The sequence below is a fragment of the Promicromonospora soli genome, assembly GCF_014653785.1.
Classification (GTDB): Bacteria; Actinomycetota; Actinomycetes; order Actinomycetales; family Cellulomonadaceae; genus Promicromonospora; species Promicromonospora soli.
In genome coordinates, this window is record NZ_BNAS01000002.1 from 203151 (window position 1) to 230063 (window position 26913).

Below are 26913 nucleotides of genomic sequence, written 5' to 3' on the forward strand. Positions count from 1 at the left end.
GCTGCCACCAGCATGACGAGCATCGTCGCGGTCCTGACGAGCACAAGCATCGTCGCGGCGAGGATACCCGGCACCCCCTAGGATGAGAAACCGCTTACCCGACCCGGCAACGATGCCTCAGGAGGACCCTGTGACCGACACCTGGACGCTGCACCCCGACCGGGCGCTGCCCGCCGACTCCGTGACGCGCCCTATCGCCCGTGAGATCTACCTGGCGGTGCGGGACCTACCGATCGTGTCGATGCACGGCCACGTCGACGTCGCCGCGTTCGCCGACGACGAGCCGTTCCCCGACCCCGCCCAGCTCCTCGTGGTCCCCGACCACTACCTGACGCGGATGCTCGTGTCGCAGGGTGCGAAGCTCCCCGAGCTGGGCGTGGGACCGGCCAACGGTCCCGGGTTCGAGCGCGACCCGCGCGAGATCTTCCGGCGCTTCTGCGCGGGCTGGAAGCACTTCCGCGGCACGCCCACGCGGTACTGGATGGAGCATGAGCTCGTCGAGATCTTCGGCGTGACGGTGCGCCCCTCGGCCGACACGGCGGACCAGGTCTACGACCAGATCGCCGAGTGCCTCGCCGACCCCGCATTCCGCCCGCGCGCGCTGCTGGACCGGTTCGGCATCGAGACCATCGGCACCACCGACCCCGCCTGGAGCACGCTCGACGCGCACGCCCGCCTCGCCGCGGAGCTGCCGGGCCGGGTGCTGCCGACGTTCCGCCCGGACCCGCTGCTGCACCCGGCCCGGCCGAGCTGGCGGGAAGACCTGGAGCGGCTCGCGACGGCGTCGGGCATCGCGACTGACACCTACGCGGGCTACCTGGCGGCGCTCCGCGATCGCCGCGCCGCGTTCGTCGCGGCGGGCGGCCTCGCCACGGACCACGGCCACCTCAGCGCGGACACCACCCCGCTGCCCGACGACGCCGCGCGCACCCTCTTCGAGAAGGCGCTGCGCGGCGCGGACGGCTCTGGGATCAGCATGGCGGAGGAGGCGGCGTTCTCCGCCCACATGCTGTTCCAGATGGCAGCGATGTCCGCCGAGGACGGCCTGGTCATGCAGTTCCACCCCGGCGTGCTGCGCGACCACGACCCCGCCGTCGCCGCCACGTTCGGGCCCGACAAGGGGTACGACATCCCCGTCGTCACAGAGTTTGCGCACGGCCTGCGGCCGGTGCTGGAGGCGTTCGGGAACTCGGAGAGCTTCCGGATGATCGCCTTCACCGTGGACGAGGACGTGTACTCGCGCGAGCTCGCGCCGCTGGCCGGCGTGTACCCGGCGCTGCGGCTGGGCGCGCCCTGGTGGTTCCTGGACGCGCCGGACGCGATGCGCCGGTTCCGGGAGGCCGCCACGGAGACCGCCGGGTTCTCGAACATGTCGGGCTTCGTCGACGACACCCGCGCGTTCTGCTCGATCCCCGCCCGCCACGACCTTGCCCGCCGGGTCGACGCCGGCTACCTCGCCCGGCTGGTGGCGGAGCACCGGCTCGACCTGGACGAGGCCGTGGACACGGCCGCTGACCTGGCCTACCACCTGCCGAAGGCGGCCTACGCGGCCAGATGAGGCGTGCGCGATCGGAAGACTGACCGGCGGCAACGGCCTTGGCTTCCGCAACGCTGACACACCAGAGCTCCTGGTAGAGAGCGACGGGGCTGGATGCCCCACTCTCTACCAGGAGCTCGCTGGTTCACGGTGGGCACTCCTCCTCGGGCATCTCGGGGCCGCACATGCCCATGTCCCACTCTGACTGGAGGATGAGTTCCTTCCCCTCCGGCGTCTGGTAGTGGAAGCGGAGGTCACGCACCATCACTCCGCCACCGTCCGTAGTCAGGGTGAGGTAGAACTCGTCGACCGGATCCGTACGGTGGCCGAACCGGGCGCACGGGATCGTGGCCTCGTATCCCACGACGTCCTCTCGGATCTCAAGCTTCTCGATCTCCCCCCATGACTCAGGAGACACCGGCTCCGTCGGCGAGCCGATAATTGCAGGGTACGGCGCGAACGTTGCCCCATCGGAGGTGACGACGTACGTCTCGACCGAGGTCGGTTCAAGCCCGGGGTCGGCCGCCCACGTCACGTCCGTGATCGTCAGCGGCCCTTCTCCGGTCATGACACAGGGCGTGAACCCTCCGAACGACGCCGTCCATGGATCACCCGGCCGAACACCGTCCGGGATGTCAAGGTTGCCGCCCCCAGCCCCCACCAGCACCCGCAGCGGGTGCTTTCGGTCGTCCCCGTGCACCACCGGCTCGCCCAGCCCGCAGCCGGTGAGCGTGAACACCACGACACCCATCGCCGCAGCCAGCCCTGCCGCATGCCCATTCCCCCTGGAGGGCGCCCCATATCCCGTCACCCGCACACGCTCCCATCCCTGGTCGAAGGTGCAGTCACCTTGGTGGGCACGCCTCGTCGGTCTGACCGATCATCGCGCGTCTGGCACGTGCCGTCGGCGCTAGGGTAAGTACGCTCCGCAAACCTGCCCATCAACCGCAAGCCGGACGGGACGGTCCATGACTGGTGTAGCACCCCACGCGGCCTGGCTGCCCGACGACGCGTTCGCTGCGATCGGCAGTCGCCGGGTAGTGGTGGCCGGCGACGGCGCACTCACGGCCACCATCGCCGAAGAGGTGGCGGCGGCGACCGCGCGGTTCGGCGGGGCGTTCTCGCGCCTCGACGTGGGCGACGGCGTGTCCGATGCCGAGCTGGTGCTGACGCTTGCGCCGTCACTGGTCGAGCCGGTCGAGACCATCGAGGTCTCGACGCGCGATGCCTCGGCCGGCAGCGGCGCTGCCGCCGAAGTCTCCGGGATCGACGAGAGCTTCCGGTTCATGCGTGAGGCGGGCGCCGTCGTCGTGCAGGCGGGGACCGATGCCGGGCTGCTGCACGGGCTGTTCCACGTGGTGCGCCTGGGCGAGACGGCCTTCGACGGGCCGGACACCGACGAGACGCATGCCCCGGCCACGGACCTGCGGATGCTCGACCACTGGGACAACGTCGACGTGCACCCCACGATGGGGCAGGTCGAACGTGGGTACTCCGGCGGCTCGATCTTCTACGACAACGGTTTCGTCCGCGCCGACCTGTCGCGCGTCGAGCGATACGCGCGGCTGCTGGCCGCCGTCGGGATCAACCGCGTGGCGATCAACAACGTGAATGTGCACGAGCACGAGGCGCGCCTGCTGACCGACGACCTGGGCGACGTCGTCCGCGTGGCCGCCGTCTTCCGGCGGTGGGGCATCCGGGTGCACCTGTCGGTGTCGTTCGCCTCCCCCGTCACGCTCGGCGGCCTCGACACCTCGGACCCGCTCGACCAGGACGTCGCACACTGGTGGGTGCGGGCCGCCGCGCGCGTCTGGGACGCGATCCCGGACTTCGGCGGGTTCGTGGTCAAGGCGGACTCCGAGGGCCAGCCCGGCCCGTTCGCCTACGGCCGCACCCACGCCGACGGCGCGAACATGCTGGCCGCCGCCGTCGAGCCGTACGAGGGCCTGGTCCACTGGCGGGCATTCGTCTACGACCACCGCCAGGACTGGCGCGACCGGTCGACCGACCGCGCCCGCGCCGCGTACGACCACTTCCACCCGCTGGACGGCGCTTTCTCCGAGAACGTGGTCGTGCAGGTCAAGTACGGCCCGCTCGACTTCCAGGTGCGCGAACCGCTCTCCCCCGTCCTGGCGGCGATGCCGCACACGCGGGTAGCCCTGGAGCTCCAGGTCACCCAGGAGTACACCGGCCAGCAGCAGCACGCCGTGTACCTCGGGCAGCAGTGGAGCCAGCTTCTCGGGTTCCGCTTCTGGGAGCCCGACGGCGTGGGCGGTGGCTCGCCCACCGTGGCCGACCTCGCCACCGGCCGCGGCAAGGCCGCGAACGACCCAGGCACCGGCAGGTGGCGCAAGCCCGCCGGCGGGTTCGCCGCCGTCTCCAACGTGGGCGACGACGAGTTCTGGACCGGGCACCCGTTCGCCCAGGCCAACCTCTACGCGTACGGGCGGCTGTGCTGGGACCCGACGCTCGACCCGGGCGCCCTGCTCGACGAGTGGGTGGGACTCACCTTCCCGGGTGCGCCCGACGCCGTCGGGGAGGCCGTGCGTGCGGTGCTGGACCGGTCGTGGGAGACGTACGAGCAGTACACGGCGCCGCTCGGCGTCGGCTTCATGGTGCGCCCGGGCCACCACTACGGGCCCGACGTCGACGGCTACGAGTACACCCCGTGGGGCACGTACCACTTCGCGGACCGGGACGGCATCGGCGTGGACCGGACCGTGCGCACGGGAACCGGGTACGCGGGGCAGTACCCCTCGCCGTGGTCGGCCACCTACGAGTCGCTTTCGACGTGCCCCGACGAGCTGCTCCTGTTCTTCCACCACGTGCCGTACACGCACGTGCTGCACAGCGGCAAGTCCGTGATCCAGCACATCTACGACACCCACTTCGAGGGCGTGTCCAGGGTGGAGGAGATGATCGGCGAGTGGTCCAAGGTGTCGACGCTCGTGGACCCGCGGGTCTCCGAACGGATCTCCGAACGGTTCGCCGAGCAGCTCCGCAGCGCCACCGAGTGGCGCGACCAGGTGAACACCTACTTCCTGCGGAAGTCGGGCATCCCTGACGAGCGGGGACGCACGATCTACTGATCGGCCCGGTGCCGTCGACTGTTCATGCGCGCCGCGGCACGTGCCGGGTGTGGCTGAAAGTGCCCTTGCCGAAGGCCAGCACCTTGGTCGGGTCCACGGCGAACACGAGCGCAGGCCCGCCGATGTCGTTGCGGAACACGTCCTCGCCCCACTCGAACTGCCACCGGCCGTCCCACTTGGTGCGCCATGCCGCCGCGAGCCGCTCCAGCGCCTCCGGGTCGGTGACCCTGGTGGCCGGGCCCTCGACCACCACGTCCAGCCCCTCGTCCCACGTGTTGTTGCCCGTGGTCAGCACGACGTTCGGGTTGGCCGCGAGGTTGACGGCCTTCTGCTCCTCAGGGCCGGTCGCGAAGTGCAGCGCGCCATCGAGCCAGACGGCGACGAGCGGCGTGACGTGCGGGCGCCCATCGGCGCGCACGGTGGTCAGCCAGGTGATCTGGGCGTTCTCGAGCACCTCCTGGGTCGCGTCCCAGCTGGTCGGCTCGGCGTCGGTGTCGCTGAACCGGGCATCGAGTGTGGTCACCGGGTCCTTCATGATCGCGCTCCTCAGGGTCGTGTTGCCTTACGGTGTCCGACCGGGAGCGCACCGGGAAGTCATCGCACGGGTCCCCCTTGGGCCGGTCTCGACTGCGCGGCTACGGCGGGTATCGGAACTGTCCCGAGGGTGGGATAGTTGGATAGTAGGAATTTCTCATCCGGAGGCTGCCATGACGATCCTGACTCTTCGGCCCAAGAACCAGGTGACAGTCCCCAAGGACATCGCCGAGGCCGCTGGCCTGCGCGTCGGTGACGCCCTCAACTTCACCGTCGTCGACGGTGCGGTGGTGATTTCCAAGGTCGAGCTCGGACGACCGGCGGAGGACACCCGCCCCACGGCCGAGGACTGGCTCGCCGCGGCCGACTATGTCGGCAAGCGTGACCGAGAGCTCCTCAACCGGCTCGCACAGTGACGCACCTCGTCCCGGCGCACATCGCGCTGCGGATGTTCGAGGTCGCGGAAGGGATCAAGCCCATGGTCCGCGACCTCGGACTCCACGAGTCGTCGTTGGCACGCGCGAGCATGACCTCGTACGGTCAGGAGCTCTACCCTGGCATCCACCTCAAGATGGCGGCCACGCTCGATTCGGTAAACCGGAACCACCCACTCGTCGATGGCAACAAGCGACTTGCGTGGATCGTCGTCGCTGCGACGTATCGCGTGAACGGCTACCCGACGCTGGCCGGCACGGTGGAGGAGCATGAGGCGCTGGTGCTGAAGGTTGCGTCCGACCACCCAGAGCTGGACTGGATCGCCGACAAGCTGGAGTCGATGTTCGACCAGGCGCCCGAAGCCGACGTCTAACCGTCGGCCGCCCGCGGGGCGTACATGATGACCGCGACCCCGGCCAGGCAGATGAGTGCCCCGGCGACGTCCCAGCGGTCCGGCCGGAAGCCGTCGACGGCCATGCCCCAGACCAGGGAGCCCGCCACGAAGACACCGCCGTAGGCCGCGAGGATGCGGCCGAAGTGGGCGTCGGGCTGGAGGGTGGCGAAGAACCCGTACAAGCCCAGGGCGATCACACCCGCACCTACCCAGAGCCAGCCCCTGTGCTCGCGGACGCCCTGCCACACGAGCCAGGCGCCGCCGATCTCGAACACGGCCGCGGTGATGAACAGGATGATCGAGCGGGTCACCATGCCACGACGGTAGACCTCCGAGCCCGCTCGAAGATCAGCCGTCGGACCTCAGCCGGCGTCGAACCGGTCCTCGCCCTCCCGGTCGGGGTTGTCCTCGGGATACTCGCCGGGAATCGCCTTCTCGCCTGCCGGGTCCTTCGTCGGGCGGTCCACGTCCTCGTCCACGTCGTCGTCCGACGAGGGAACAGAGGGTGACCCGGGGTGGGCCTGCGTGGCCTGTGTGACGTCGTCCGGAACGGGATCAACGGGCCGCCCGGGGCTGCCGCTGCCCGGTACGACGTGCTTCCGCTCGTTCTCGCTCGCGTGCTCGCTCATGCTCGCTCCCCTCAGGGCCGAAGGTGGTGCGGCGGCGTGACCGCGGAGACCACCATGCCGCCGCCCCTCGACACTACGGCGCCTACGTCTGGCTCGCACCAAGAACGTCGGCGACGCTTCGGCGGGCTACAGCGGCGTGTCCCCCGCCCGCTTCAGGTCCTGGACCCGGGCGCCCGCCGGCAGGCCGATATCCCAGAACTGGATGGTCTGCAGCACCCAGAAGAGGACGAAGACCAGCATCATCACGGTCTCGACGACGAACAGCGTCTGCGGGAACAGCACCGGGAAGTACCGGTCGAGCACGAACATCGTGACGAGGCCCGCCACCATCACCGTGGCCAACACCACGGCTATCCACCGGTACCAGACCCGGTAGGCCGCGGCCGACATGCCGCGCAGCCGTTCGAGCGCCTGGGCGGTCACCGCGGGGTCGGAGGCGTTGATCCAGGCGACGGCGACGAGGCAGGCGAACAGCAGGAGCGCCGCGGTGTAGTGCGCCACCTCCAGGAAGCTCGCCGGCCACACCAGGAGCCACACCCCTGTGGCCGCCCACGTCAGCCAGGTGAGCCACAGGTCCAGTCCCTCGGCGCTGCCGAGGTCGTAGCGGCGGGGCCAGGTCGAGAGCAGCAGGACCAGGCCACCCACCAGGAGCAGCGTCCCGATGTTGTTGCCGACCCGTTCGGGCACGTCGAGGCAGTAGGGCTCACTGGTGCACATCTCGGAGTCGAGCGGCGTCGGGACGAGCGCCACGACGAACGCGAACATGCCCGCGAAGTTGAGCAGCACCTCCTCGGCGCCGCGCCGGCCCTTGATCGCGATGAGGCACGTCCCGATGCCCACCAGCGTGCCCACGAAGATGCTCTGCACCGGCGAGTAGAAGTACGCACTGATCGACGAGTGCCACCACTCCTCGCCCGATGCGAGCCGCCCGTGGTCGGTGATGATCTGCATGGTCAGCGACACGAACAGCACCAGCACCACCGCCACGATCGCCACTCGCAGATAGCGATAGGTCAGCCGTACCGGGTCCCCCTGCTTGATAGCCATGCGCTCACTGTGGCGCAATCGGCCCAGATCGGACAATGTTGCCCCGCCGTACGGTCGCCGCGAACGCCCGAGCCTTCGCCCGGCCCGTCAGCCCGTGCCCGAGTCCGTGAACCGCTCCTCGATGTCGGCCATCAGGGGCCGCGCGTTGCGCAGCACCAGGGCGAGCCAGACCACCGCGAGCAGGCCGAACACCGCCTCCGTGGTCAGCACGACGATGCCGGCAGCGAGCACCAGCAGCGAGAGAGTGCCCAGCGTGACGAGCGGCCGCGCCCCCAGGAAGTGCGCAGCGAGCCGGGCCGCGTCCCGGGTCCGGAACCCGAAGAACGACACGATCACCAGGGCGTTCACCATCCACAGGACCAGGCCGGCCGCCACCACGACCAGCGCGCCCGCGTACCAACCGGGCACTCCACCGGCGCCGACGTTCGCCAGCCCCAGGATGATCACGACACCCACGACGAGCCCGGATGCCCACACTTTCAGTGCGTCCGCCCAGTTCAGCCGATATCCGTGCCAGAACGACGACGCCGGTGTGAGCCCCTCGGCCTTCGCCCGCGCGCGGAGCGCGTACAGCCCCGCCGACACGGCGGGCCCCATCGGCACCAGGCACAGCGCGAACAGCGGGGCGTTGCCCGGCGCGCGTTCCAGCAGCAGCGACGCCAGTGCCCCGGGCAGGACGGTGACCACGAGCAGCGCCTCGACGATCAGGTGCCAGTAGACGAAGGCCGTTGCGCGGCCGAGGATGCCCTCGCCGAGCTCGCGCCGCTCACCCTCGCCGGGCCCGCCGGGGCTCATGCCGCGTCTCCGTTCGGGCTGCTCAGAGCGAGCGGGCGTGCGCCGCGAGCCGGTCGAAGGCTACGTCGAGGTCGGCGTCGACCACCTGCGCCTCGGGGTGCGCGTCGAACCACGACATCTGCTCCGCCGCGCCGACGTCGTACGTGATGGTGGTGCCGAACTCGGGCACGAGCGTCCGCACCTTCGAGATGTCGAAGACCATCGAGTGCGCCTTGTCGCCGAGCAGGCCTGGGCCGAGCTCGGGCAGCACGCGGGCGATCGTCTCGGACGCGACGTGCACCAGGTCCGGGCTGCGCACGCCCGCGGCCTCGGCCAGCCAGGTGTAGATCTGGTCCCACGTGGGCGCGTGCGTGCCGGTGATGTGGAAGGTGTCCCCCACGGCGAGCGGGTGGCCGAGCAGCCCTACGAACCCCACGGCGAAGTCCTCGGTGTGCGTCAGCGTCCACAGCGACGTGCCGTCGCCGTGGACCACCACGGGCTTCCCGGCGCGCATGCGGGCGACGTCGGTCCACGCGCCCGACGTCGGCAGCAGGGTGCGGTCGTACGTGTGCGACGGCCGCACGATGGTCACGGGGAACCCGTTGTCCTGGTACTCACGCACCAGCAGGTCCTCGCACGCGATCTTGTCGCGCGAGTACTGCCAGAACGGGTTGCGCAGCGGCGTGGACTCCCGGACGGGTAGCCGCGACGGCGGCGTCTGGTACGCCGACGCCGACGAGATGAACACGTACTGCCCGGTCCGGCCGGAGAACTGGGCGACGTCGCGCGCCACGTGCTGCGGGCTGAACGCCCGGAACTGGGCGACCACGTCGAACTCACGGCCGCCCAGCGCCGCGGCCACTGCCTCGGGGTCGTTCGCATCCGCGACCAGCGTCTCCACCCCCGCAGGGACCTTGCGGGCCGAGGACAGGCCGCGGTTGAGCACCGTCACCCGGTGCCCGAGCCGCGCGGCCCGGGACACCGAGGCATGGCTGATGATTCCGCTTCCACCGATGAACAGGATGCTCTTGGACATGGCGCCAATCCTTGCACCCCGCCCGGCGTCCGACGGGAGATCGTGCGGTTCGGCGCCGCTAGCGCTGTACGCGCGCGCTGCCTCCGCCGGCCAGCTTCGCCACCTCGGCGAGGGTCACCATCGTGGTGTCGCCGGGGGTCGTCATGGCCAGCGCGCCGTGCGCGGCGCCGTACTCGACGGCCTCCTGCAGTGAGCCGAGCTCCATGAGCCCGTACGCGAGACCGGAGGCGAACGAGTCGCCGCCACCGACGCGGTCGAAGATCTCCAGGTCCGCCCGGTGCGTCGCCTCGGCGAAGCCCTCCTTGCGTGACCACGCGATCGCGCCCCAGTCGTTGCGCGACGCGGACCGCACCCCGCGCAGGGTGGTGGCGATCACCTGGAAGTTCGGGTAAGCCTCCGACGCCGTCTCGATCATGGACCGGAACGCGCCGGTGTCCAGGTCGGTGAGGTTCTCGTCGACGCCCTCGACCTCGAAGCCGAGCGAGGCCGTGAAGTCCTCCTCGTTGCCGATCATCACGTCCACGTGCTGGGCGAGGCGCCGGTTGACCTCCCGCGCGCGCTCCTCCCCACCGATGCCCTTCCACAGCGAGGGCCGGTAGTTCAGGTCGTAGGACACGATCGTGCCGTGCCGGCGGGCAGCGGCCATCGCTGCCTCGGCCACGTCCGCCGACGACTCCGACAGCGCCGCGAAGATGCCGCCCGTGTGCAACCAGCGCACACCCCGGGAGAACAGCGCGTCCCAGTCGACGTCGTCGGGCCGCATCTGCGAGATGGCGGTGTGGCCGCGGTCGCTCACGCCCACCGCGCCGCGCGCGCCGAAGCCGCGCTCGGTGAAGTTGAGGCCGTTGCGCACCTCGCGGCCGATGCCGTCGTACGGCACCCACTGCACGTACTGGGTGTCGAGACCGCCGGTCAGCATGAAGTCCTCGACCAGGCGTCCGATCTCGTTGTCGGCGAGCGCGGTCACGATCGCGCCGCGCAGGCCGAAGCAGCGGCGCAGGCCGCGCGCCACGTTGTACTCGCCGCCGCCCTCCCACACGTCGAAGCTCCGGGCGGTGCGCACCCGGCGGTTGCCCGGGTCGAGACGAAGCATCACCTCACCGAGGGCGACGACGTCGTACGCGCTCTCGGCGGCGGAGCGGACGTTGAGCGAGGTCATCAGGTCTCCTTCGAGGTGATCGTGGCGGCGGCGTCGATCTGCGCCGCGAGCGCCACGGCGTCGCGGGTCCGGCGGGTGATCTCGGTCCAGTCGCCGGCGGTGACGAGCGTGCGGTCGACCATCCAGGAGCCGCCGACGGCCAGGACCGGCTTCAGCGTCAGGTAGTCGCCGAGGTTGGCCGCGCTGACGCCGCCTGTGGGCACGAACCGCAGGCCCGGGAACGGCGCGGAGAACGCCTTGATCGCGGCCGGCCCGCCGACGACGGACGCCGGGAACAGCTTGACGACGTCGATCCCCAGGTCGAGTGCCGCCATGATCTCCGACGGCGTGGCGACGCCGGGCAGCACCGGGATGCCGTGCTCCTGCGCGCGCCGCACGACGGCGGCCGACAGCCCCGGGGACACGATGTAGCGGGCGCCGGCCGCTACGACGTCGTCCACCTGCTGCGCGCTGGTCACGGTGCCCGCGCCGACGACGACGTCGGGCTGGTTCTTCGCGACCGCCCGGATGGCGTCGACGCCGCCCGCGAGCCGCAGCGTGATCTCGGCGACGGGGAGTCCGCCCGCGACGAGCGCGTCGGCCATGCGGGCGCCCTCGTCGGCGCCGTCGACCACGACTACCGGCACGAGCCGGTGGGCGGCGAGGGTCTCGAGGACTGTGCTGTCCGCGGATGACATCAGGGCTCCGTTTCGCTATGGTGAATGCTAATTGTTTACTGCGAAACGCATGCTACGTGAGGGAGCCCGATGGATGCCAGCCCGCTCGGAAGCGTCGACAAGGCGCTCCTCGCGCTCGACACGCTCGCGGGCTTCGGCGCCGCGGGCGCCCCGCTGGCCACGCTGGCGCAGGCGGTCGGCGTCAGCAAGCCGACGCTGCACCGCACGCTCGCCGCGCTCCGTCATCGTGGGTACGCCGAGCAGACGCCGGACGGCGCCTACCGCCTCGGCCCTGCCGCACTGGCCCTGGGCAGCTCCTACCTCGCCGAGGAGAACCTGCCCGCGCTGCTGCGCCCGGCCCTGACCGCGCTCAGCGAGAAGATCGACGAGCTGGTGCACCTCGGCGTGCTCGCCGGCCGCGAGGTGGTCTACCTGGACAAGGTCGAGCCGCAGCGCGCGGTCCGCGTCTGGTCGGCGGTCGGACGGCGGCGCGCGGCCGCGACGACGGCGCTGGGTCGTGCGCTCCTGTCGGCCCAGGAGCTTGACGACGCCGCGCTCGCCCGGTTCGCCGGCACGGACACGAGCCCTCAGCGGCTCCGGGACGCGCTGGCCGAGGCCCGGACGAGCGGGGTCGCCGGGGAGACCGAGGAGAACGAGGCCGGCATCGCCTGCATAGCGGTCCCGCTGCTGCGCGCCGGACGAGCGGTCGCCGCGGTGAGCATCACCGCCCCCGTCGAGCGGCTGCGCGGCGCGGCACGCGACGAGCGGATCGCGGCCCTACGGGACACCCTGCCGGCCCTCCTCCCGCCGCCCCTCACACTGCCGACAACTACCCCCTGACCCCCCTTCGTTGTGGGCGCGACCGATGCGACTATGCGTCCGTCTTAGGCGCAACGATCGCGCCCACAACAAACCGGGGTATGCGAAAGGCCCGGCCACCCCCGCTTCGGGGGTGACCGGGCCTTTTGCTGTCGGTCCGGAGAACTACCGGGCGGTTACGCCCCGCCGGCCGCCATCTGGCCCGACGGCGGCAGGTCGCGCGGCACCAGCCCGGCGCCCGCGGGCACCGACTGGGGCTCGGCCGGTGTCGGACGACGACGCTCGTCGCGCTCCACACCGCGGAACGTGAACTCGCCGAGGATGCCCTCGCCCACGCCGTCGACGATCACCAGCTGACCAGCCGTGAGCTCGCCGAACAGGATCTTCTCGGACAGCGTGTCCTCGATCTCCCGCTGGATCGCCCGCTTGAGCGGACGAGCGCCGAGCACCGGGTCGTAACCCTTCTCGGCCAGCAGACCCTTCGCGACGGGCGTGAGCTCGATGCCCATGTCCCGGTCACGCAGGCGCTTGTCGAGCTTGGCGATCTCGAGGTCGACGATCTGGATGATCTCGTCCTGCGAGAGCTGCGGGAACACGACGGTGTCGTCGACGCGGTTGAGGAACTCAGGCCGGAAGTGCTGCTTGAGCTCGTCGTTGACCTTTGCCTTCATGCGCTCGTAGGAGGTCACCAGGTCGCCGCCGGAGTTGAAGCCGGTCTGGAGGCCCTTGGCGATATCCCGCGTGCCGAGGTTGGTGGTCATGATGATCACGGTGTTCTTGAAGTCGACCACTCGACCCTGCGAATCCGTGAGGCGACCGTCCTCGAGCACCTGGAGCAGCGAGTTGAAGATGTCGGCGTGCGCCTTCTCCACCTCGTCGAACAGGACCACGGAGAACGGCTTGCGGCGCACCTTCTCGGTGAGCTGGCCACCCTCGTCGTAGCCGACGTATCCGGGCGGGGAGCCGAACAGCCGCGAGACCGTGTGCTTCTCCGAGAACTCGGACATGTCGAGCTGGATGAGCGCGTCGTCGTCACCGAACAGGAACTCGGCGAGCGCCTTGGCGAGCTCGGTCTTACCGACACCCGTGGGGCCGGCGAAGATGAACGAGCCACCGGGACGCTTCGGGTCCTTGAGGCCGGCCCGCGTACGGCGGATGGCCTGCGAGAGGGCCTTGATCGCTGCCTCCTGGCCGACGACCCGCTTGTGCAGCTCCTCCTCCATGTGGAGCAGGCGGCTGGACTCCTCCTCGGTGAGCTTGACGACCGGGATGCCCGTGGACATCGCCAGCACCTCGGCGATCAGCTCGTCGTCGACCTCTGCGACCGTGTCGAGGTCGCCCGACTTCCAGGCCTTCTCCTTGTCCGCGCGGACCTGCGTGAGCTGCTTCTCCTTGTCACGCAGACCGGCGGCCTTCTCGAAGTCCTGCTCGTCGATCGCCGACTCCTTCTCGCGGCGCGCCTCGGCGATGCTCTCGTCGAGCTCCTTGAGCTCCGGCGGCGCCGTCATGCGGCGGATGCGGAGGCGAGCGCCGGCCTCGTCGATCAGGTCGATCGCCTTGTCCGGAAGGAACCGGTCGTTGATGTACCGGTCGGCCAGCGTGGCCGCGGAGACCAGCGCGGAGTCCGTGATGGACACGCGGTGGTGCGCCTCGTAGCGGTCGCGCAGACCCTTGAGGATCTCGATGGCGTGCTCGAGCGACGGCTCGGACACCTGGATCGGCTGGAAGCGACGCTCCAGGGCCGGGTCCTTCTCGACGTACTTGCGGTACTCGTCGAGAGTGGTGGCACCGATCGTCTGCAGCTCACCGCGAGCCAGCATGGGCTTCAGGATGGAGGCGGCGTCGATCGCGCCCTCGGCGGCACCCGCACCCACCAGGGTGTGGATCTCGTCGATGAACAGGATGATGTCACCACGCGTGCGGATCTCCTTGAGCACCTTCTTGAGGCGCTCCTCGAAGTCACCGCGGTAGCGCGAACCGGCCACCAGGGCGCCCAGGTCCAGCGTGTAGAGCTGCTTGTCCTTCAGCGTCTCCGGGACATCGCCCTTGACGATGTCCTGCGCCAGGCCCTCGACGACCGCCGTCTTGCCGACGCCGGGCTCGCCGATCAGCACCGGGTTGTTCTTGGTGCGGCGGGACAGGACCTGCATGACCCGCTCGATCTCCTGCGTGCGCCCGATGACCGGGTCCAGCTTGCCTTCGCGAGCGGCCTGGGTGAGGTTGCGGCCGAACTGGTCGAGCACAGCCGAGCCCGCGGGCTGGCCCTCCTGGGGACCGCCTGCCGAGACCGGCTCCTTACCCTGGTAGCCGCTCAGCAGCTGGATGACCTGCTGGCGCACCTTGTTCAGGTCGGCACCCATCTTGGTGAGCACCTGTGCTGCCACGCCCTCACCCTCGCGGATGAGACCGAGCAGGATGTGCTCCGTGCCGATGTAGTTGTGGCCCAGCTGCAGCGCCTCGCGGAGCGACAGCTCAAGAACCTTCTTGGCGCGGGGCGTGAACGGGATGTGCCCGCTCGGCGCCTGCTGCCCCTCACCGATGATCTCGGTGACCTGGGTGCGGACGCCGTCGAGCGAGATCCCGAGGGACTCGAGCGCCTTGGCGGCTACGCCCTCACCCTCGTGGATGAGGCCGAGCAGGATGTGCTCCGTGCCGATGTAGTTGTGGTTCAGCATCCGCGCCTCTTCCTGGGCGAGGACGACGACCCGACGGGCGCGATCCGTAAATCTCTCGAACATGTGCTGCTCCCTCACGAGCGGCGTACACCTGCACCGGCGGTACCAGGCCTGACCGCAACGACTCTATGTGGTCACAACGCGCCCATGGGCCCGTAGATGCCCATGTTCGCCAGGGGCGTGACGATGTCGACCACTCAGAGGCCCTCGAGAGGCAATGAGCGACCCATCGCGGGACGACACGCCCGGGCACGGGCTCTGGGCGGCGAGTCCCCGCTGAATCCGGGCCGATTCTGCCGGAGGTCGTTGACGCCTCCCCGCACACCCGGCACTCTCGTGTGAGACGCGCACCCGCCCCGGGGAGGCCACATGGCGGAGGAACCGAGCCCGACCCCCGAGTCCTGGGAACAGATAGTCGCGCGCTTCGCGCGCTTCTCCGGCGTCGTCGGCGAGGTTGACGACCCCCTGACCTGGGGCCTCGACCTCGTCGAGGAGGAAGTCACCGGGGTGTCCGACAGCGCGGACCCCACCGAGGAGCGCTTCCTGCGCTCCTACCGCACGTTCTCCGGCGAGACCGTCGAGGTCGAGACCCTCCGCGTGGCCGCCACGCCGGCGCAGATCGAGGACATCGTCCGCGCCGCCTGCAGCGGCGCGCTGGTCGCGCCCCTGCACGCCGACGTCGATCCGGCTGCCCCGCCCGAGATCACCGACGTGACGGACCTCGCCGAGTCCTACCAGGACTACCGCAGCGCCATGCGCGCGATAGTCGCCGAGGTCGACGACGTCCCGTGCGAGACCCGCCCGTTCCGGGTCGACGGCACGGCCAAGCGCTGCATGCGCGTCACCGTGCGCAAAGTGACCGCCGTCTATTCCCCGGCCGCCGACCGCGCCGTCGTCGTCACCGGTCCCGCCGACCTGGTGGACCGGGTCGACGTCGTCACGCGCCCCATCCGCAACCTCCTCCATGGCGAAGAGGGCCCCCGGTTCTGAACCGGTCTCACCCCCGGCATCACCCGGCCTCGACCGCGGAATCTGACCTCACGACGGTAGGATCGCCGCTGTGATCCGCGCCACCGCCTCTGCCGCAGCATCGCGGACGACGGCATGTCGCGCCCCGGCGCGTCGCCTGTTCCAGCTGGCTCTCCTCCTATTGACGGCGTTTGCCCTGGTGAGCACCGCGGTAGGGCAGCGAGCCGCCGCCGACGAGCAGCCGCGCGGCGACGACATCTGGGTGAGCGCGGACGGCGTGACGTTCCAGAGCAGCCGCGAGAGCGACGAGGTCGCCTACGTGGTCCGGCCCGTGGGGTCCGACACCGAGCGGTCGTACTCCCGCAATCTGACCCAGGACGAGCAGGACAGCGGCTGGGCCGGGTTCTGGGAGGCCCGCTCGGCCTACCCGAACGGCTACTGCGTGGTCTGGGTCGAGGTCGAGGACTCGAGCAACTGGCGTGAGACGGGCAACAGCACCGCGTGCTCGGCCGCCGAGCCGACATCGACCCCCACCCCGACGTCCACCGCCAAGAAGAACGACAAGCCCAGGCCCGCCACGGCGGAAGAGCCGACGCCCGTTCGGGGCAATGCGGCGGTGACGCCGACGTCGACCCCTACGCCGAGCCCGACACCGACCCCTACGCCCAGCGCGACGACGTCCCCGTCGACCTCGAGCACGCCGACTCCGTCGCCGTCCCACACGTCCCCCGAGGCGGCGCTGCTGCAGAACCTCCAGGATCAGCCGGCGGTCCGCGTGCGGGCGGACGCCGAGGGTGACGAGATGATCTCGCCGCTCGGCTGGGTCGCCGTGCTGGGCGGCGGCGCCGTGCTCACCGCCGGCGGCGTGCTGCTGCTCTGGCGCCGCCTCGTCTGAGCCGGAGGTGCAGCGTAGGGTGCGGGCCGAGGAACGAGGCACGCGCCCGGAGCGAAACCGCAGGCTCAGGCGATACCAATAGAGCCTGAGCCGGGGCGCCCAGGCACACTGGGCTGGTGACCACACCCGCAGGCCTCCTCCTGACGCCCGGCGCGGGCGCGAGCCGTGACAGCCCGGCGCTCGTCACGGTCGAGCGCACCCTGGCCGACGCCGAGCCGCCGCTTCCCGTACGCCGCGTCGACTTCCCGTACCGCCTCGAGGGGCGCCGGATGCCGGACCGCGCCCCGGTCGCCGTCGCGCACCTGCGGAGCGAGGCCGCCGCGTGGGCGGAGGAGCTCGGTATCGGGACGGACCAGCTGCTCCTTGGCGGGCGGTCGTACGGCGGGCGGATGTGTTCCATGGCGGTGGCGGAGGGCCTGCCCGCCGCGGGCCTGGTGCTGCTCAGCTACCCGCTGCACCCGCCGGGACGGCCGGAGAAGCTCCGCGTTGAGCACTTCGGGCGGATCGAGGTGCCCACGCTGTTCGTTTCCGGCGACAAGGACCCGTTCGGCACGCCCGACGAGCTCGCCGAGCATGTCGCGGCGATCCCGGGGCCGGTCACCACGGTGACGCTGTCCGGCGCGCACGACATGCGCGGCACCGCACGCGAGGCGGCGGTGGCGGAGGCCGTAGCCGAGTGGATCACCTCGCTGTGAGCGGGCTGGTCAGCGGCCGCCGGCCGGCTTCTCCGGGTAGTCCGGCGGGGTCTTGTCCAGCTCGATCGCTATCTCGCGCCGCTCCGCGATGATGTGCGGGCGCTCCTCGTCGCGCTGCTCCAGCGCGTCGGCCTGCAGGTCCTCGCTCAGGTGGTCCCAGTACAGGGTGCCGTCGAGGTGCTGCGACTCGTGGATGAGGCAGCGCGCCAGGTACCCGGTGCCCATCAGCTGCACCGGCCCGCCGAACTGGTCCACGCCGCGCACTGTCGCGGCGCCGGGACGTTCGAGCGGCTCGTACGCGCCGGGAACCGACAGGCAGCCCTCTTCCTCGGTCTCGGGCTCTGCCTCCAGGTCCATCTCCAGCACCGGGTTCACCACGTGCCCCACGTGCCGGTCGCCGGACGCGTCCGTGAGGTCGTACACGAAGACCCGCAGGTCCACACCCACCTGGGGAGCCGCGAGGCCAACGCCCTGCGCCGACTCCATGGTGGCGAACAGGTCGTCGATCAGCCGGGCGAGCTCCGGGGTGGAGAACTTCTCGACGGTCCGAGCCGGGGTGTGCAGCACCGGCTCGCCGATCTCGGTGATGCGCAGCACTCGGCCGCGGTCCACCTCGGGGGCCGTGGCGGGGTAGTCGTCGACCGGCTCTCCGAGCAGGTAGGTGACGGGCTTGCGCCGTCGGGGGCGGGTCCATGCCATGGCACTGAGGGTACCTTCGACGCATGCGCTCCACGCCCGGCACTGGCCGGCTGGGCGGGCTTAGGCAGCCCGCTCGGCGGCGCGGCTAGGCCGGTCGCGCCAGCCCGCGCAGCGCATGCCTGACGATGGCCCACGCACCGTCGGGCGTGGTCCAGCCTCTGCCGGCGTCGTCCCGCGGTCAGGAGAACCGCGTGTAGAAGGCGTTGCGGAACAGCTCCTCAGGGTCGTGCTGCCGCTTCAGCGCGAAGAACTCGTCCAGGGTCGGGTAAGCCTGCACCACCTGCTCGCGCGTGTAGTGCGGCTGGTACGGCAGGTAGAACGTGCCCTCGTGCTCCAGGGTGAGCGTCACCAGCCGCCGTGTCAGCCCCGCCATGTCGGCGTTCCCGGCGTCGGACAGGTCCTGGCTGAGATACAGGACAACCGACAGCCGGTCGCCCGGCGCGTACGACAGCAAAACCTCGTCACGGTGCACCACCCGGACGGACGCGCTCAGCAGCTCGGCGTCGTGGTCAAGCAGCACGGGCGCAGCGGCTTCGAGGAACTCGCCGAGCCGGTCCGGCTCCACGAAGTACTCGTGCAGGACGTCGGTCCGGTCCGGCAGCTTGTGGTTGAGGAGCCCGAGACCGTTGTACGTGGCCTGGGTCCGGGCCACCAGGCAGGCCTCGGCGTCGCGCAGCGCCGCGTTGCGCGAGCGGGTGCAGGGCTGGAAGCTCGGCAGCACATGCTTCTGCGCGGCCCAGCGCGCCTCCTGGAAGACGCCGCCGTGCCTGGCGAGGTTCAGGGCGAGCCTCCCCACACGGGAGTCCTGCGTGTCCTTCAGCAGCGGGATCGGCTCGGCGACATTCCCGGGCGTCCCTCCGGTGTCACTGTACGTGTAGAGGATGGCCTCGGAGAGAAAGGACGACGGTGCCGTGGACAGGTGGGCGTACATAAGGCGGGCGTTCTCGTCGGGCACGACCTCCTCGAGGTAGGTCCGCGCGAGGTCCCCGCTCGGGATCACGCGCTGCTCCAGCTGGTACATGCTGTCCTGCACGGTCTCCAGCTCGACCTCGGTGATCACTCCGAACAACCCGTAGCCGCCGATCACCGCGCCGAACAGCTCCGGGTCGCTCGCTCGGTCGATGTCGCGGACCGTGCCGTCCGCGGTGACGAGCCGCAGGGACCGGACGGTCCCCGCGAGCGAACCGCGCCGGAAGTCGACCCCGTGCGCGTTCACCGACACCGTCCCGCCCACACTGAGGATGTCGATGCTCGGCATCGCGGTGACGGCCCGGCCCTCGGCATGCAGCGTCTCGAGCACACTGCGCCACGTGGCACCCGCTCCCACCCGCACCGTGCCGGCTTCCGCGTCCACGGTCACGGCGTCGAGCCCTCGCATGTCGAGCAGGAGGCCGCCCGGGTAGGACGCCTGCCCGCCCATCGCGTGCCGTGTCCCCGACACGGATACCGCCAGGTCGTTCTCCCGCGCGTACGCGACCGCCTGGACGACGTCGTCCTCGCTGCCGGGGCGTGCGACGCCGTGCACGGGGACCTCGTTCAGGCAGCTTGCGTCGTTCACGACACCGCCGATCTGGGTCAGGCCCGGGGCGGTGTGCGGCGACGGCGGCATGGCGGGGTCGGTGCCCGTGGTCCCGAACGCGACGGGGCGCACCTCGGCGGTGCACTCGCGAGGTCCCGCCGGTGCGGAGGAGTACCGGTCCCCCGCGGCGAGGCCGACGGCGAGGACAAGAGCCAGAGTGGCGCCCAGGACCCATCGCCGCGCCCGCTGTGCCCGGCGTGCCGGGGCTGGTCTGGCCATGGGAGCTCTCCTCCGTCAGCACGCGGGGCGGCGGTGTCCTTGTGTCATGTCATGCCGAACTCTGGGTGAGCATATGCAGACGTCTGTGCGGGTATCACTCGAAGAACCGCAGTCCCAGTGTCTTCACAGAGTCTGACCCGCATGGTCGCACCACACCCGGATCGCGTCACCGTGGACATGGCTGTCCTTCGATCGTCCGCGACCTCGCGCGCGACAAGGCGCCGCACGAGCTGCTGCTCACCACGTCTACCGGGGCGATGCTCCACAGGACGGCTGTGCTGCGCACCCTCGACTGGGAGCGACCGGTCAGGGCCGCCATTTGCACGACCTGCGGCACACCGCCGCGTGCCTATGGATCACGCGCCGCGTCGACCTCGCCACGGTGCAGGCGTGGTGCGGTCACGAGTCCGCAGCGACCACGAACCGGTACCTGCACTTCCTCGGCACAGGGGCCGATGTCGCCGGTCTGGAACGCCTCAACGACGGCACGAAGTACCCGGGGAGTACCCGGGCCAGGGAGGACGCCTCCTAGGCAACGAAGAAACCCCGCTTGACCTGGGCCGTTTGGCCTGGTCGAGCGGGGTTCTTGCCACGCGGTCACTTCGGTGAGTTTCTGGTGAGCCGGCCACCGAGCCCGCGACCAGCGCTCGTCAGCACGCGCTGCGCTACGAGTCGGGCACATCGCCTCACCGGACTAGCCGACCTTGACCACTCTGGCGCCGCCCGCCACGCGGTCGTGCCACCCCTGGCGGTTCGCGGCGTCCTTCTGGATCGTCACGGCGATCGCCACGATCGCCAGAACGGTCGCGACACCGGAGATTAGGCCACCGACGACGGGAATGAGACCGAGGAGCCCCAGTGCCGTGAACGCGTTGCGCTTCAACGACGCCTGGATCGTGGGCCTGCCGCCTTGGGGTCCTCGGACCTCGAGCCTGAGGAGCATCTTCCCGAAGGTCCAGCCGGTCTGAGATTCCAGCACTGTGAAGTAGCCCCAATAGATCGCGGCCACGAGAACGGAGGTGACTGCGCCTGCGTACGGGTCGTCCTGTCCGATTCCCCAGTAACCAGCGTCAGCCTGCATGAGATCTCCGACCACGATGATCGAGACGACGACGAAGCTCACGATGAACAACATCGCGAAGTCGATGGCCCGGGCGAGGGCACGGTCGACCAAGGGAGCCGGCCGAGTCTCGGCCGTGTTGGGCACGGGGCTCTTGCGAGGTTGAGTGGCACCGGTCATCGCCCTACCCCTTTGCGCAGGTGGTGCAGGTCAGCCGTGGACGGCTCTGACCTTGAGTCAAGTCGTGGTGTCACCTACGGCCGACACGTTGGGCTCAACGTCCCGCCATTCGAGGACTTCCGGCACGTCCGCGGCGTTCCTCGGCGGCCCACCATGATTCTAGGAGACCTGTCGTCTCGACCATTCTCTGTCGGGGCAGGGCTCTCCTCAACAAGGCGCTCGAACAGCGCGAGGAGGTGCGTGATGCGAACCGCAGTTGTTACCCAAAAGGGCCACGAAATCCACCAGGGCCACGAAGGTGTTCCCGCCAGTCGCGGCCGAAGCCGCGCCCTGCAACCTGTAGGCAGATTCGTTCTGCACCTGCTCGAGATGTGCATGGTGATGTGCGCCGGCGCCATCGCGCTGGGCTTCCTGTTCTTCGGCACTGCCGCGTTGCTCGGATACACCGATCTGCTGCAGCGGGCGCCCGCGCTGTCCGTCCTCGTGATCGCCATCAGCCTGTCGCTGCCCATGGCCGTTTGGATGCGGTTCAGGGGCATGGCTTGGCGACCCACTTTGGAGATGTCCGGTTCCACGATGGTCTTCGGCCTGCTACTCATCGTGGCGTACTGGACTGACCTGGTCGCTCGAGACAGCCTGGTCGAAGTGCAGACGAGTGCGGCCTGCCCGCTGATGCTCGCTGTCATGCTGTTGCGGCCCCGTCTGTACGCGGGCCACGCTCACGGTGGGGGGAGGCCGGCGACGCGCGACGGTCCGTTCCCGCGCGGCTTCGCCCGGTCCAACCGTCTAGTGGCGAACCCGGTCATCCGACGGTTCGCAGGCTCCATCGGGCCGCTGACTCTCGTGCAGCACCGCGGACGAAAGACCGGGAGGACATACGCCACGCCCGTGATGTCGTTCACCACCCACGGCGGTCTCGTCGTCGGAGTCATGTACGGCAAGCGTTCGGACTGGGTCAGGAATGTTCTCGCTGGGGGTGCCGTGGAGGTCAAGCGACGCGGCCGAACAGACCGGTACCAGAGCGCGCGACTGCTGGGACAGGGTGAAGGTCTCCACCTCCTCCCGAGCATGCTCCGTGGTCCCTTCCGACTGCTCCGGGTACGCCACTTTGTGTACCTCACGGATCTCGCCGCATAGGCGCACGGCGGTCTCCCCGTGATTATTGCGAGGAGTCGCCCTTCAGGCTCTGGCCCGACGTCGCACAGCCGATCACGACGTCGGGCCTTCACCTGTAACGCAAACTCACTTCGGCAGACCTCGCGTGGACCTCTCGACGATGCAGGCGCGGTGCGGACAGGAGTCCGCTACGACCACGAACCGGTACCTGCACTTCCTCGGGGCCGGGGCCGACGTGGCAGGCTGGATCGCCCAAACGAGGTTCGGAGTACCCAGGGAGTACCCGCCGCGACGAGGGCGCCTCCTAGGGAAGCGAAAACCCCGTCCGACCGAGGCTGTTACGCCTGGTCGGACGGGGTTTACACAGCGGAGCCGCCTGTGAGAATCGAACTCACGACCTTCTCATTACGAGTGAGACGCTCTACCGACTGAGCTAAGGCGGCGTGCGCACCGCGATGCCGGCTGTAACCGGATCGGTGAGCGGCCCTCACTGTACCCAATGGACGGCCCAGGTTTCAAAGTGAAAGCGTGTGACGTCCTCGACGCTGCGAATCCGAGCGAACAGCAGGTCAGCAGGTGAGGCCGTCCTCGGGCACCTTGCCGTCCACCAGGTAGTCCTCGACGGCCCCGCTGATGCAGGAGTTGGACCGGCCGTACGCCGTGTGACCCTCCCCCTCGTACGTGACCAGCACGCCCGACGAGAGCGTGTCCGCCAGCGACTCGGCCCAGCGGTACGGGGTGGCGGGGTCGTTGGTGGTGCCGATGACGACGATCGGCGGCGCTCCCTTCGCGGCGGGGTCGAACTCCTGCTTCGCCGGCGGGTACGGCCAGTCGGTGCACTCGATGCCGGAGTACCCGAACGACTCGCCGAGCGTGGGTGCCGCGTCCTGGATCTCCTCGGCAAGCTCCCGCATCTTCGCCATGTCGTCCTCGGCGCGGGCGTCGGCGCAGTTGATCGCGCGGAACGCCTCCTCGCTGTTGGACTTGAACGTGCCGTCGTCGTTGCGGTCGTTGTAGACGTCCGCCAGGTAGAGCAGGTCGTCGCCGGTGCCCTCCCAGAGAACCTCCTGCAGGGCCTGCGTGAGGAACGACCAGGAGGCCTCGTCGTACATCGTCACGGCCACGCCGTAGAAGGCGAGCTTCTTGGTCACCACCCGCCCGGACGACGTCGGTATCGGGTTGGGTTCGGCGTCCTCGACCATGGCCTGGATCTGCTGCAGACCGCTCGTGACGTCGCCGGTGAGCGGGCAGTCGCTGCTCGCCTGGCAGTCCGTCACGTAGGCGCGCAGGGCGCTCTCGAAGCCCTCCGCCTGCTGCAGCGCCACCTCGTCGGAGCCCAGCGTGGTGTCGAGCGCCCCGTCGAGCACCAGGCGCCCGGACCGGTCCGGGAACAGGCCGGCATAGGTGGCGCCGAGCTGGGTGCCGTAGGAGAAGCCGAGGTAGTTGAGCTTGTCGTCGCCCAGCACGCCCCGGAGCATGTCCATGTCGCGGGCAGCGGACTGCGTGTCCACGTGCTCGAGCAGCGGCCCGGTGTTCTCCGCGCAGGCCTGGCCCCAGTCCCGCACCGCGTCCTGCCGGTCGGCCAGGCCCGCTTCCGTGTAGGGGTAGTCCTTGCTGAGGAACTCGTCCTTGCGCGCGTCGTCGTAGCACTCGACCGGCGTCGACTTCCCGACGCCGCGGGGGTCGAAGCCCACGATGTCGAACGACGTCCGCAGCGACTGCCCGAACCGCGCCGGGTCACCCACGAAGTCCACTCCCGAACCGCCCGGCCCGCCCGGGTTGACCAGCAGCGACCCGGTCTTCTGGCCCGAGGCGGAGATCCGCTTGAGCGCGATCTCGATGCTGCCCTCCCCGGGGTCGTGCCAGGAGAGCGGAGCGGACGCCGTGGCGCACTGGAAGCCCTCGCCGCACTCGGTCCACTCCAGCGACTGGCCGTAGTAGTCCTCGTAACCCTCGGGTGCGCCCTCCGTCGCCGAACCATCCGACTTGCCCACGTCTTCCAGCGCCGTCTGCACCTTGGGCGGTGCTCCGCAGGCGGCGAGGAGAAGAACAGTGGTGAGCAGCGTGGCGACGGCGGCCGCGGGCTGACGACGACGGCGGGCGGGGCGAATCACCCGGACAACCTATCTGTTGTGCTCGGAAGATTTCTTACCGGCTGGCGAACCAACACGCGACCCTCACGAGTCGAGCCAGGCGACCGGACCGGGCTCTCCCTCGGCGCTGCGGGGCAGGAGCTGGACCTGGCCCTTGTCGCCCAGCATGACCGGCACCGGCTGGCCCGTGTCGGCGTCAGCGGGCGCCTCGACCACCGTGGTCGTGGGCACGAAGTCCATGGTGCACATGCCGTCGCTCGGGGGCACGAGGGTCACTGCGAGCATGCCGTCCGCGGCGGCGACGTCGGCGGACTTGTCGCCCGGGCCCGAGCCGATGGTCGCCTGCGGCTCCGCGAAGGTCGGGCAGGAGCTCGACCCGTTCGTCACCACATACAGCAGGCCGGGTTCGGGTGACCACGCGACGCCGGCCGTCGAGTCGGTGCTCCCTTCCAGGCCCGGAGGCAGACCGCGGCCGGAGCTGCCGGCGACGACCTCCATCTCGGCGGCCTCCGGCAGCTTGCCGTCCTCGCCTTCTCCGTCCGACGGGCTGGGGCTGGTCATGTCGCTCTCCTCGGGGGACGTGGTCGCCGTCGACCCGCCCGCTTCGGACCCGCCGACGTCGGACTGCGCGCAACCCGACAGTGCGAGCGCGGCCGTCATGCCTATGCCCAGGGCCGTCGCACCCGCGCGCGCCAGAGCCCGTGCCGCCGTGCCCGACCGGTTCATCCGCCTGCTCATCATCCCCAGATCCTTCCACTCGCCACTAAGAACCCCTGGTGGAAGGGGCGCGGGACTGCGCCCCCTCCACCCCTGTCATGTGGCGAACGGTGCGGGTCTTGCACCCCGCTGCCGACGCATCGGCAAAAGGCCAGGTGACCGGTAGCCATACCGATCACCTGGCCCTTTGCCGATCATTGCGCGAACAGCGGCTCACACGCGGGCCGAGGAGAAGCGCAGCTTCTCCGGGGTGGCGTCCGCGGCCGTCTTGCGGAGGAAGGCCCGGCGGTGCACCGAGAACGCGTTGCGGTCGTCGAAGAAGTCGCGCGCCATCTCGGCCAGCTCGATGGTCTTGTAGTACGACAGCGGCCGGTCGGTCGCCCGCCGCTCCGCACGCGCGGCCAGCATCCAGCCGAGCGTGGCGGGCTCCTCGTAGCCCTGCGCGGCCGAGGACAGCCAGGTGGTGAACTCGCCCCACTCCCGCGGCCCGACGGCGCTGATCAGCCCGATGCGGGCCGCCTCGGCCACGGAGATCGGCAGCTTGCGGGACAGGAGCAGCGACGCACGGTGCTCCCCCACGCGCGACGGCATGCTCCAGGAGTGCAGCTCGGAGCCGTAGATCCCCATGTCGTAGTACGGGTTGAGGACCACGCCCTCGCGGGCGAGCGTCACGTCCGCGCACAGCCCGGCCATCACGCCGCCCGCGCCGGCGTTCGCGGTGAACGCCGCGACGGTCAGCTGGTCAGCGGTGGCGATCGCGAGGCACAGCTCGTCGATGGCACAGATGTTGTCCCAGGCCTCCGCCGGCGGGTCCGGCGACGCGTCGACGGTGCCCAGGTGGATCCCGTTGGAGAACGCGTGCTCGGTGCCCTTGATCACGAGCACCCGCGTGTCCTCCGTGAGGGCCTTCTCGACGGCGCTCGTCAGGCGGCGGCACTGCTCCGAGTACATGGCGCCGCTGTAGGAGCGGAACGTCAGGTACCCGACGGAGCCGTCACGCACGTACGTCGTCTCCGCCAGGGCGTCCGGGACGCGGCGGAACGGGGCGCCGCTCGCGTCGATCACCTGCGCGGCCGGCAGCTTGGCGCCTCGTCGGCCGCTCAGCGCGGCGGCGTAGCCGACCCAGAGCGTCCCGACACCGCAGGCGATCGCCACGGCATCGAGGTTGCGGCCCACCACCGTGCCGGGTGGGGCGCCGGTGTGGTCCTGCGACGCGACGGCGTCGAACACGCAGACCGACCGGCCGTTGATGTCGGCGGGGGCGCCAGGGGCGCCGTCGGCCGCCGCGACGAGCCGCTCCAGCTCGCTCGCGGGGCGGCGCCAGTCGATGCGGAAGTCCTCGCGGCGCAGCAACGGCAGCTCACCGTCGACGGGCACGATCCGCAGGCAGGCCTCCGCCGGGATCGGTCGCTCGCCGTCGGCCACCTTGCGGACGACCTCGCCGATACAGGCCATCGCCGCGTCCGCGACGCGGCTGTTGTAGAGCGCGCTCTTGGCGATCGGCTGGTCCGGCATGTCGAAGACGGCGGTGGCCCACACCGGACCGGCGTCCAGCTCCTCGACCGCGGACAGGGCGGTGACGCCCCAGCGCTCCCGGCCGTCGCGGATCGCGTGGTCGAGCGAGGAGGGCCCGCGGTCGCCCACCGGGCCCGGGTGCACGATGACGGTCGGCCAGCGGTCGTAGATCGTGTCCGGCACGCGGTGCTTGAGGAACGGGCACAGGATGAGGTCCGGGTCGGCACGCTCGACCGCGCGGGTCATGGCGGCACCCGACTCGAAGGTCGGCGCGATCTCGACGCCGACGTCGTGCCCCTGCTCCCTCAGGGAACACCAGACCCGCTGGGTGAGACCGTTGAAGGCAGAAACCAGCAGGAGGATCCTCATCGGGCGGTGGACTCCTTGTCGCA

The 26913-nt window shown here is 70.3% G+C and carries 26 protein-coding genes and 1 tRNA gene; 10 read left to right on the plus strand and 17 right to left on the minus strand.

All coding sequences use genetic code 11. The features are described from left to right. Nucleotides 1-130 precede the first annotated feature (130 nt). Nucleotides 131-1558 carry a glucuronate isomerase gene (gene uxaC, locus IE250_RS06715; protein WP_229872215.1) on the plus strand — a complete coding sequence of 476 codons (1428 nt, stop codon included), beginning with the start codon at nt 131-133 and terminating at the stop codon, nt 1556-1558. Nucleotides 1559-1682: 124 nt separating this feature from the next. Here the strand turns inward: uxaC and IE250_RS06720 are convergent, their stop codons facing one another. Beyond that, nucleotides 1683-2288, minus strand: coding sequence for a hypothetical protein (locus IE250_RS06720; protein ID WP_189668530.1), 606 nt, complete (start codon nt 2286-2288; stop codon nt 1683-1685). Nucleotides 2289-2505: 217 nt separating this feature from the next. Between IE250_RS06720 and IE250_RS06725 the strand changes: the two genes are divergently transcribed. After that, nucleotides 2506-4626: an alpha-glucuronidase gene (locus IE250_RS06725; RefSeq protein ID WP_189668531.1), complete on the plus strand. Its 2121-nt coding sequence runs from the start codon at nt 2506-2508 to the stop codon at nt 4624-4626. 22 nt (nt 4627-4648) lie between these two features. Here IE250_RS06725 and IE250_RS06730 read toward each other — a convergent pair whose 3' ends face one another. Next, nucleotides 4649-5161 (minus strand): pyridoxamine 5'-phosphate oxidase family protein, encoded by a 513-nt coding sequence (locus IE250_RS06730; RefSeq protein ID WP_189668532.1) that lies wholly within the window; start codon nt 5159-5161, stop codon nt 4649-4651. A gap of 172 nt (nt 5162-5333) precedes the next feature. Here IE250_RS06730 and IE250_RS06735 point away from each other — a divergent pair, with 172 nt between their 5' ends. After that, nucleotides 5334-5576 (plus strand): AbrB/MazE/SpoVT family DNA-binding domain-containing protein, encoded by a 243-nt coding sequence (locus IE250_RS06735; RefSeq protein WP_189668533.1) that lies wholly within the window; start codon nt 5334-5336, stop codon nt 5574-5576. Beyond that, a complete protein-coding gene (locus IE250_RS06740) occupies nt 5573-5968 on the plus strand; it encodes a type II toxin-antitoxin system death-on-curing family toxin (protein ID WP_229872216.1) in 396 nt (131 codons plus the stop codon). Before IE250_RS06735 ends, IE250_RS06740 begins: the two co-directional genes overlap by 4 nt. On the opposite strand, the gene IE250_RS06745 is transcribed toward IE250_RS06740, so the two are convergent. From IE250_RS06745 to eda, 7 genes are all read right to left on the minus strand, one after another. Then, on the minus strand, nt 5965-6303 hold the full coding sequence (locus tag IE250_RS06745; protein ID WP_189668534.1) for a YnfA family protein: 339 nt from the start codon (nt 6301-6303) through the stop codon (nt 5965-5967). The genes IE250_RS06740 and IE250_RS06745 overlap by 4 nt on opposite strands. A gap of 48 nt (nt 6304-6351) precedes the next feature. Continuing rightward, a complete protein-coding gene (locus IE250_RS06750; protein WP_189668535.1) occupies nt 6352-6618 on the minus strand; it encodes a hypothetical protein in 267 nt (88 codons plus the stop codon). A gap of 126 nt (nt 6619-6744) precedes the next feature. Further along, nucleotides 6745-7665, minus strand: a complete 921-nt coding sequence (locus IE250_RS06755) for a hypothetical protein (RefSeq protein ID WP_189668536.1) — start codon at nt 7663-7665, stop codon at nt 6745-6747. A gap of 87 nt (nt 7666-7752) precedes the next feature. After that, the gene (locus IE250_RS06760; RefSeq protein ID WP_189668537.1) at nt 7753-8460 is read right to left on the minus strand and encodes a DUF624 domain-containing protein; all 708 of its coding nucleotides are present in this window, start codon (nt 8458-8460) and stop codon (nt 7753-7755) included. A 22-nt stretch (nt 8461-8482) separates the two neighbouring features. Next, nucleotides 8483-9475 carry an SDR family oxidoreductase gene (locus tag IE250_RS06765; protein ID WP_189668538.1) on the minus strand — a complete coding sequence of 331 codons (993 nt, stop codon included), beginning with the start codon at nt 9473-9475 and terminating at the stop codon, nt 8483-8485. 58 nt (nt 9476-9533) lie between these two features. Then, on the minus strand, nt 9534-10634 hold the full coding sequence (locus IE250_RS06770; RefSeq protein ID WP_189668539.1) for a sugar kinase: 1101 nt from the start codon (nt 10632-10634) through the stop codon (nt 9534-9536). Continuing rightward, nucleotides 10634-11311, minus strand: a complete 678-nt coding sequence (gene eda, locus IE250_RS06775) for a bifunctional 4-hydroxy-2-oxoglutarate aldolase/2-dehydro-3-deoxy-phosphogluconate aldolase (protein ID WP_189668540.1) — start codon at nt 11309-11311, stop codon at nt 10634-10636. Before eda ends, IE250_RS06770 begins: the two co-directional genes overlap by 1 nt. A gap of 69 nt (nt 11312-11380) precedes the next feature. On the opposite strand from eda, the gene IE250_RS06780 reads away from it, so the two are divergent. Beyond that, nucleotides 11381-12130 (plus strand): IclR family transcriptional regulator, encoded by a 750-nt coding sequence (locus tag IE250_RS06780; protein WP_189668541.1) that lies wholly within the window; start codon nt 11381-11383, stop codon nt 12128-12130. A 155-nt stretch (nt 12131-12285) separates the two neighbouring features. Here the strand turns inward: IE250_RS06780 and IE250_RS06785 are convergent, their stop codons facing one another. After that, a complete protein-coding gene (locus tag IE250_RS06785; RefSeq protein ID WP_189668542.1) occupies nt 12286-14847 on the minus strand; it encodes an ATP-dependent Clp protease ATP-binding subunit in 2562 nt (853 codons plus the stop codon). 306 nt (nt 14848-15153) lie between these two features. Here IE250_RS06785 and IE250_RS06790 point away from each other — a divergent pair, with 306 nt between their 5' ends. From IE250_RS06790 to IE250_RS06800, 3 genes are all read left to right on the plus strand, one after another. After that, nucleotides 15154-15774, plus strand: a complete 621-nt coding sequence (locus tag IE250_RS06790) for a hypothetical protein (protein WP_189668543.1) — start codon at nt 15154-15156, stop codon at nt 15772-15774. Between the two features lie 178 nt (nt 15775-15952). Then, entirely contained in the window at nt 15953-16648 is a 696-nt protein-coding gene (locus IE250_RS06795) for a hypothetical protein (protein WP_189669196.1), read from the plus strand. Between the two features lie 116 nt (nt 16649-16764). Continuing rightward, nucleotides 16765-17343, plus strand: a complete 579-nt coding sequence (locus tag IE250_RS06800) for an alpha/beta hydrolase family protein (RefSeq protein WP_189668544.1) — start codon at nt 16765-16767, stop codon at nt 17341-17343. Nucleotides 17344-17352: 9 nt separating this feature from the next. On the opposite strand, the gene def is transcribed toward IE250_RS06800, so the two are convergent. Together def and IE250_RS06810 are read right to left on the minus strand one after the other, a co-directional pair. Further along, nucleotides 17353-18042, minus strand: a complete 690-nt coding sequence (def, locus tag IE250_RS06805; protein WP_189668545.1) for a peptide deformylase — start codon at nt 18040-18042, stop codon at nt 17353-17355. Between the two features lie 178 nt (nt 18043-18220). Beyond that, nucleotides 18221-19840 carry an FAD-binding oxidoreductase gene (locus tag IE250_RS06810; protein ID WP_189668546.1) on the minus strand — a complete coding sequence of 540 codons (1620 nt, stop codon included), beginning with the start codon at nt 19838-19840 and terminating at the stop codon, nt 18221-18223. Between the two features lie 319 nt (nt 19841-20159). On the opposite strand from IE250_RS06810, the gene IE250_RS06815 reads away from it, so the two are divergent. Beyond that, nucleotides 20160-20372: a tyrosine-type recombinase/integrase gene (locus IE250_RS06815; protein ID WP_229872217.1), complete on the plus strand. Its 213-nt coding sequence runs from the start codon at nt 20160-20162 to the stop codon at nt 20370-20372. Nucleotides 20373-20534: 162 nt separating this feature from the next. Here IE250_RS06815 and IE250_RS06820 read toward each other — a convergent pair whose 3' ends face one another. Continuing rightward, nucleotides 20535-21080 (minus strand): RDD family protein, encoded by a 546-nt coding sequence (locus IE250_RS06820; protein ID WP_189668547.1) that lies wholly within the window; start codon nt 21078-21080, stop codon nt 20535-20537. A gap of 243 nt (nt 21081-21323) precedes the next feature. Between IE250_RS06820 and IE250_RS06825 the strand changes: the two genes are divergently transcribed. After that, nucleotides 21324-22217, plus strand: coding sequence for a nitroreductase family deazaflavin-dependent oxidoreductase (locus IE250_RS06825; RefSeq protein ID WP_189668548.1), 894 nt, complete (start codon nt 21324-21326; stop codon nt 22215-22217). 349 nt (nt 22218-22566) lie between these two features. On the opposite strand, the gene IE250_RS06830 is transcribed toward IE250_RS06825, so the two are convergent. The 4 genes from IE250_RS06830 to IE250_RS06845 all read right to left on the minus strand — a co-directional run bounded on the left by IE250_RS06830 (nt 22567) and on the right by IE250_RS06845 (nt 26890). Further along, nucleotides 22567-22639: transfer RNA gene (locus IE250_RS06830), tRNA-Thr, on the minus strand. 126 nt (nt 22640-22765) lie between these two features. After that, nucleotides 22766-24310, minus strand: coding sequence for an alpha/beta hydrolase (locus tag IE250_RS06835; protein ID WP_229872218.1), 1545 nt, complete (start codon nt 24308-24310; stop codon nt 22766-22768). A 63-nt stretch (nt 24311-24373) separates the two neighbouring features. Next, the gene (locus tag IE250_RS06840) at nt 24374-25027 is read right to left on the minus strand and encodes a hypothetical protein (protein WP_189668549.1); all 654 of its coding nucleotides are present in this window, start codon (nt 25025-25027) and stop codon (nt 24374-24376) included. Between the two features lie 192 nt (nt 25028-25219). Continuing rightward, complete coding sequence (locus tag IE250_RS06845; RefSeq protein WP_189668550.1) at nt 25220-26890, minus strand: enoyl-CoA hydratase-related protein; 1671 nt, start codon at nt 26888-26890, stop codon at nt 25220-25222. Nucleotides 26891-26913 lie beyond the last annotated feature (23 nt).

Coding starts and splice junctions, on each gene's coding strand:
- IE250_RS06820 (WP_189668547.1), bottom strand. CDS start 21,080: ATGACCGGTGCCACTCAACCTCGCAAGAGCCCCGTGCCCAACACGGCC.
- IE250_RS06755 (WP_189668536.1), bottom strand. CDS start 7,665: ATGGCTATCAAGCAGGGGGACCCGGTACGGCTGACCTATCGCTATCTG.
- IE250_RS06750 (WP_189668535.1), bottom strand. CDS start 6,618: ATGAGCGAGCACGCGAGCGAGAACGAGCGGAAGCACGTCGTACCGGGC.
- IE250_RS06720 (WP_189668530.1), bottom strand. CDS start 2,288: ATGGGTGTCGTGGTGTTCACGCTCACCGGCTGCGGGCTGGGCGAGCCG.
- IE250_RS06825 (WP_189668548.1), top strand. CDS start 21,324: ATGCGAACCGCAGTTGTTACCCAAAAGGGCCACGAAATCCACCAGGGC.
- IE250_RS06790 (WP_189668543.1), top strand. CDS start 15,154: ATGGCGGAGGAACCGAGCCCGACCCCCGAGTCCTGGGAACAGATAGTC.
- def (WP_189668545.1), bottom strand. CDS start 18,042: ATGGCATGGACCCGCCCCCGACGGCGCAAGCCCGTCACCTACCTGCTC.
- IE250_RS06765 (WP_189668538.1), bottom strand. CDS start 9,475: ATGTCCAAGAGCATCCTGTTCATCGGTGGAAGCGGAATCATCAGCCAT.
- eda (WP_189668540.1), bottom strand. CDS start 11,311: ATGTCATCCGCGGACAGCACAGTCCTCGAGACCCTCGCCGCCCACCGG.
- IE250_RS06780 (WP_189668541.1), top strand. CDS start 11,381: ATGGATGCCAGCCCGCTCGGAAGCGTCGACAAGGCGCTCCTCGCGCTC.
- IE250_RS06810 (WP_189668546.1), bottom strand. CDS start 19,840: ATGGCCAGACCAGCCCCGGCACGCCGGGCACAGCGGGCGCGGCGATGG.
- IE250_RS06770 (WP_189668539.1), bottom strand. CDS start 10,634: ATGACCTCGCTCAACGTCCGCTCCGCCGCCGAGAGCGCGTACGACGTC.
- IE250_RS06725 (WP_189668531.1), top strand. CDS start 2,506: ATGACTGGTGTAGCACCCCACGCGGCCTGGCTGCCCGACGACGCGTTC.
- IE250_RS06745 (WP_189668534.1), bottom strand. CDS start 6,303: ATGGTGACCCGCTCGATCATCCTGTTCATCACCGCGGCCGTGTTCGAG.
- IE250_RS06760 (WP_189668537.1), bottom strand. CDS start 8,460: ATGAGCCCCGGCGGGCCCGGCGAGGGTGAGCGGCGCGAGCTCGGCGAG.
- IE250_RS06785 (WP_189668542.1), bottom strand. CDS start 14,847: ATGTTCGAGAGATTTACGGATCGCGCCCGTCGGGTCGTCGTCCTCGCC.
- IE250_RS06845 (WP_189668550.1), bottom strand. CDS start 26,890: ATGAGGATCCTCCTGCTGGTTTCTGCCTTCAACGGTCTCACCCAGCGG.
- IE250_RS06735 (WP_189668533.1), top strand. CDS start 5,334: ATGACGATCCTGACTCTTCGGCCCAAGAACCAGGTGACAGTCCCCAAG.
- IE250_RS06840 (WP_189668549.1), bottom strand. CDS start 25,027: ATGAGCAGGCGGATGAACCGGTCGGGCACGGCGGCACGGGCTCTGGCG.
- IE250_RS06730 (WP_189668532.1), bottom strand. CDS start 5,161: ATGAAGGACCCGGTGACCACACTCGATGCCCGGTTCAGCGACACCGAC.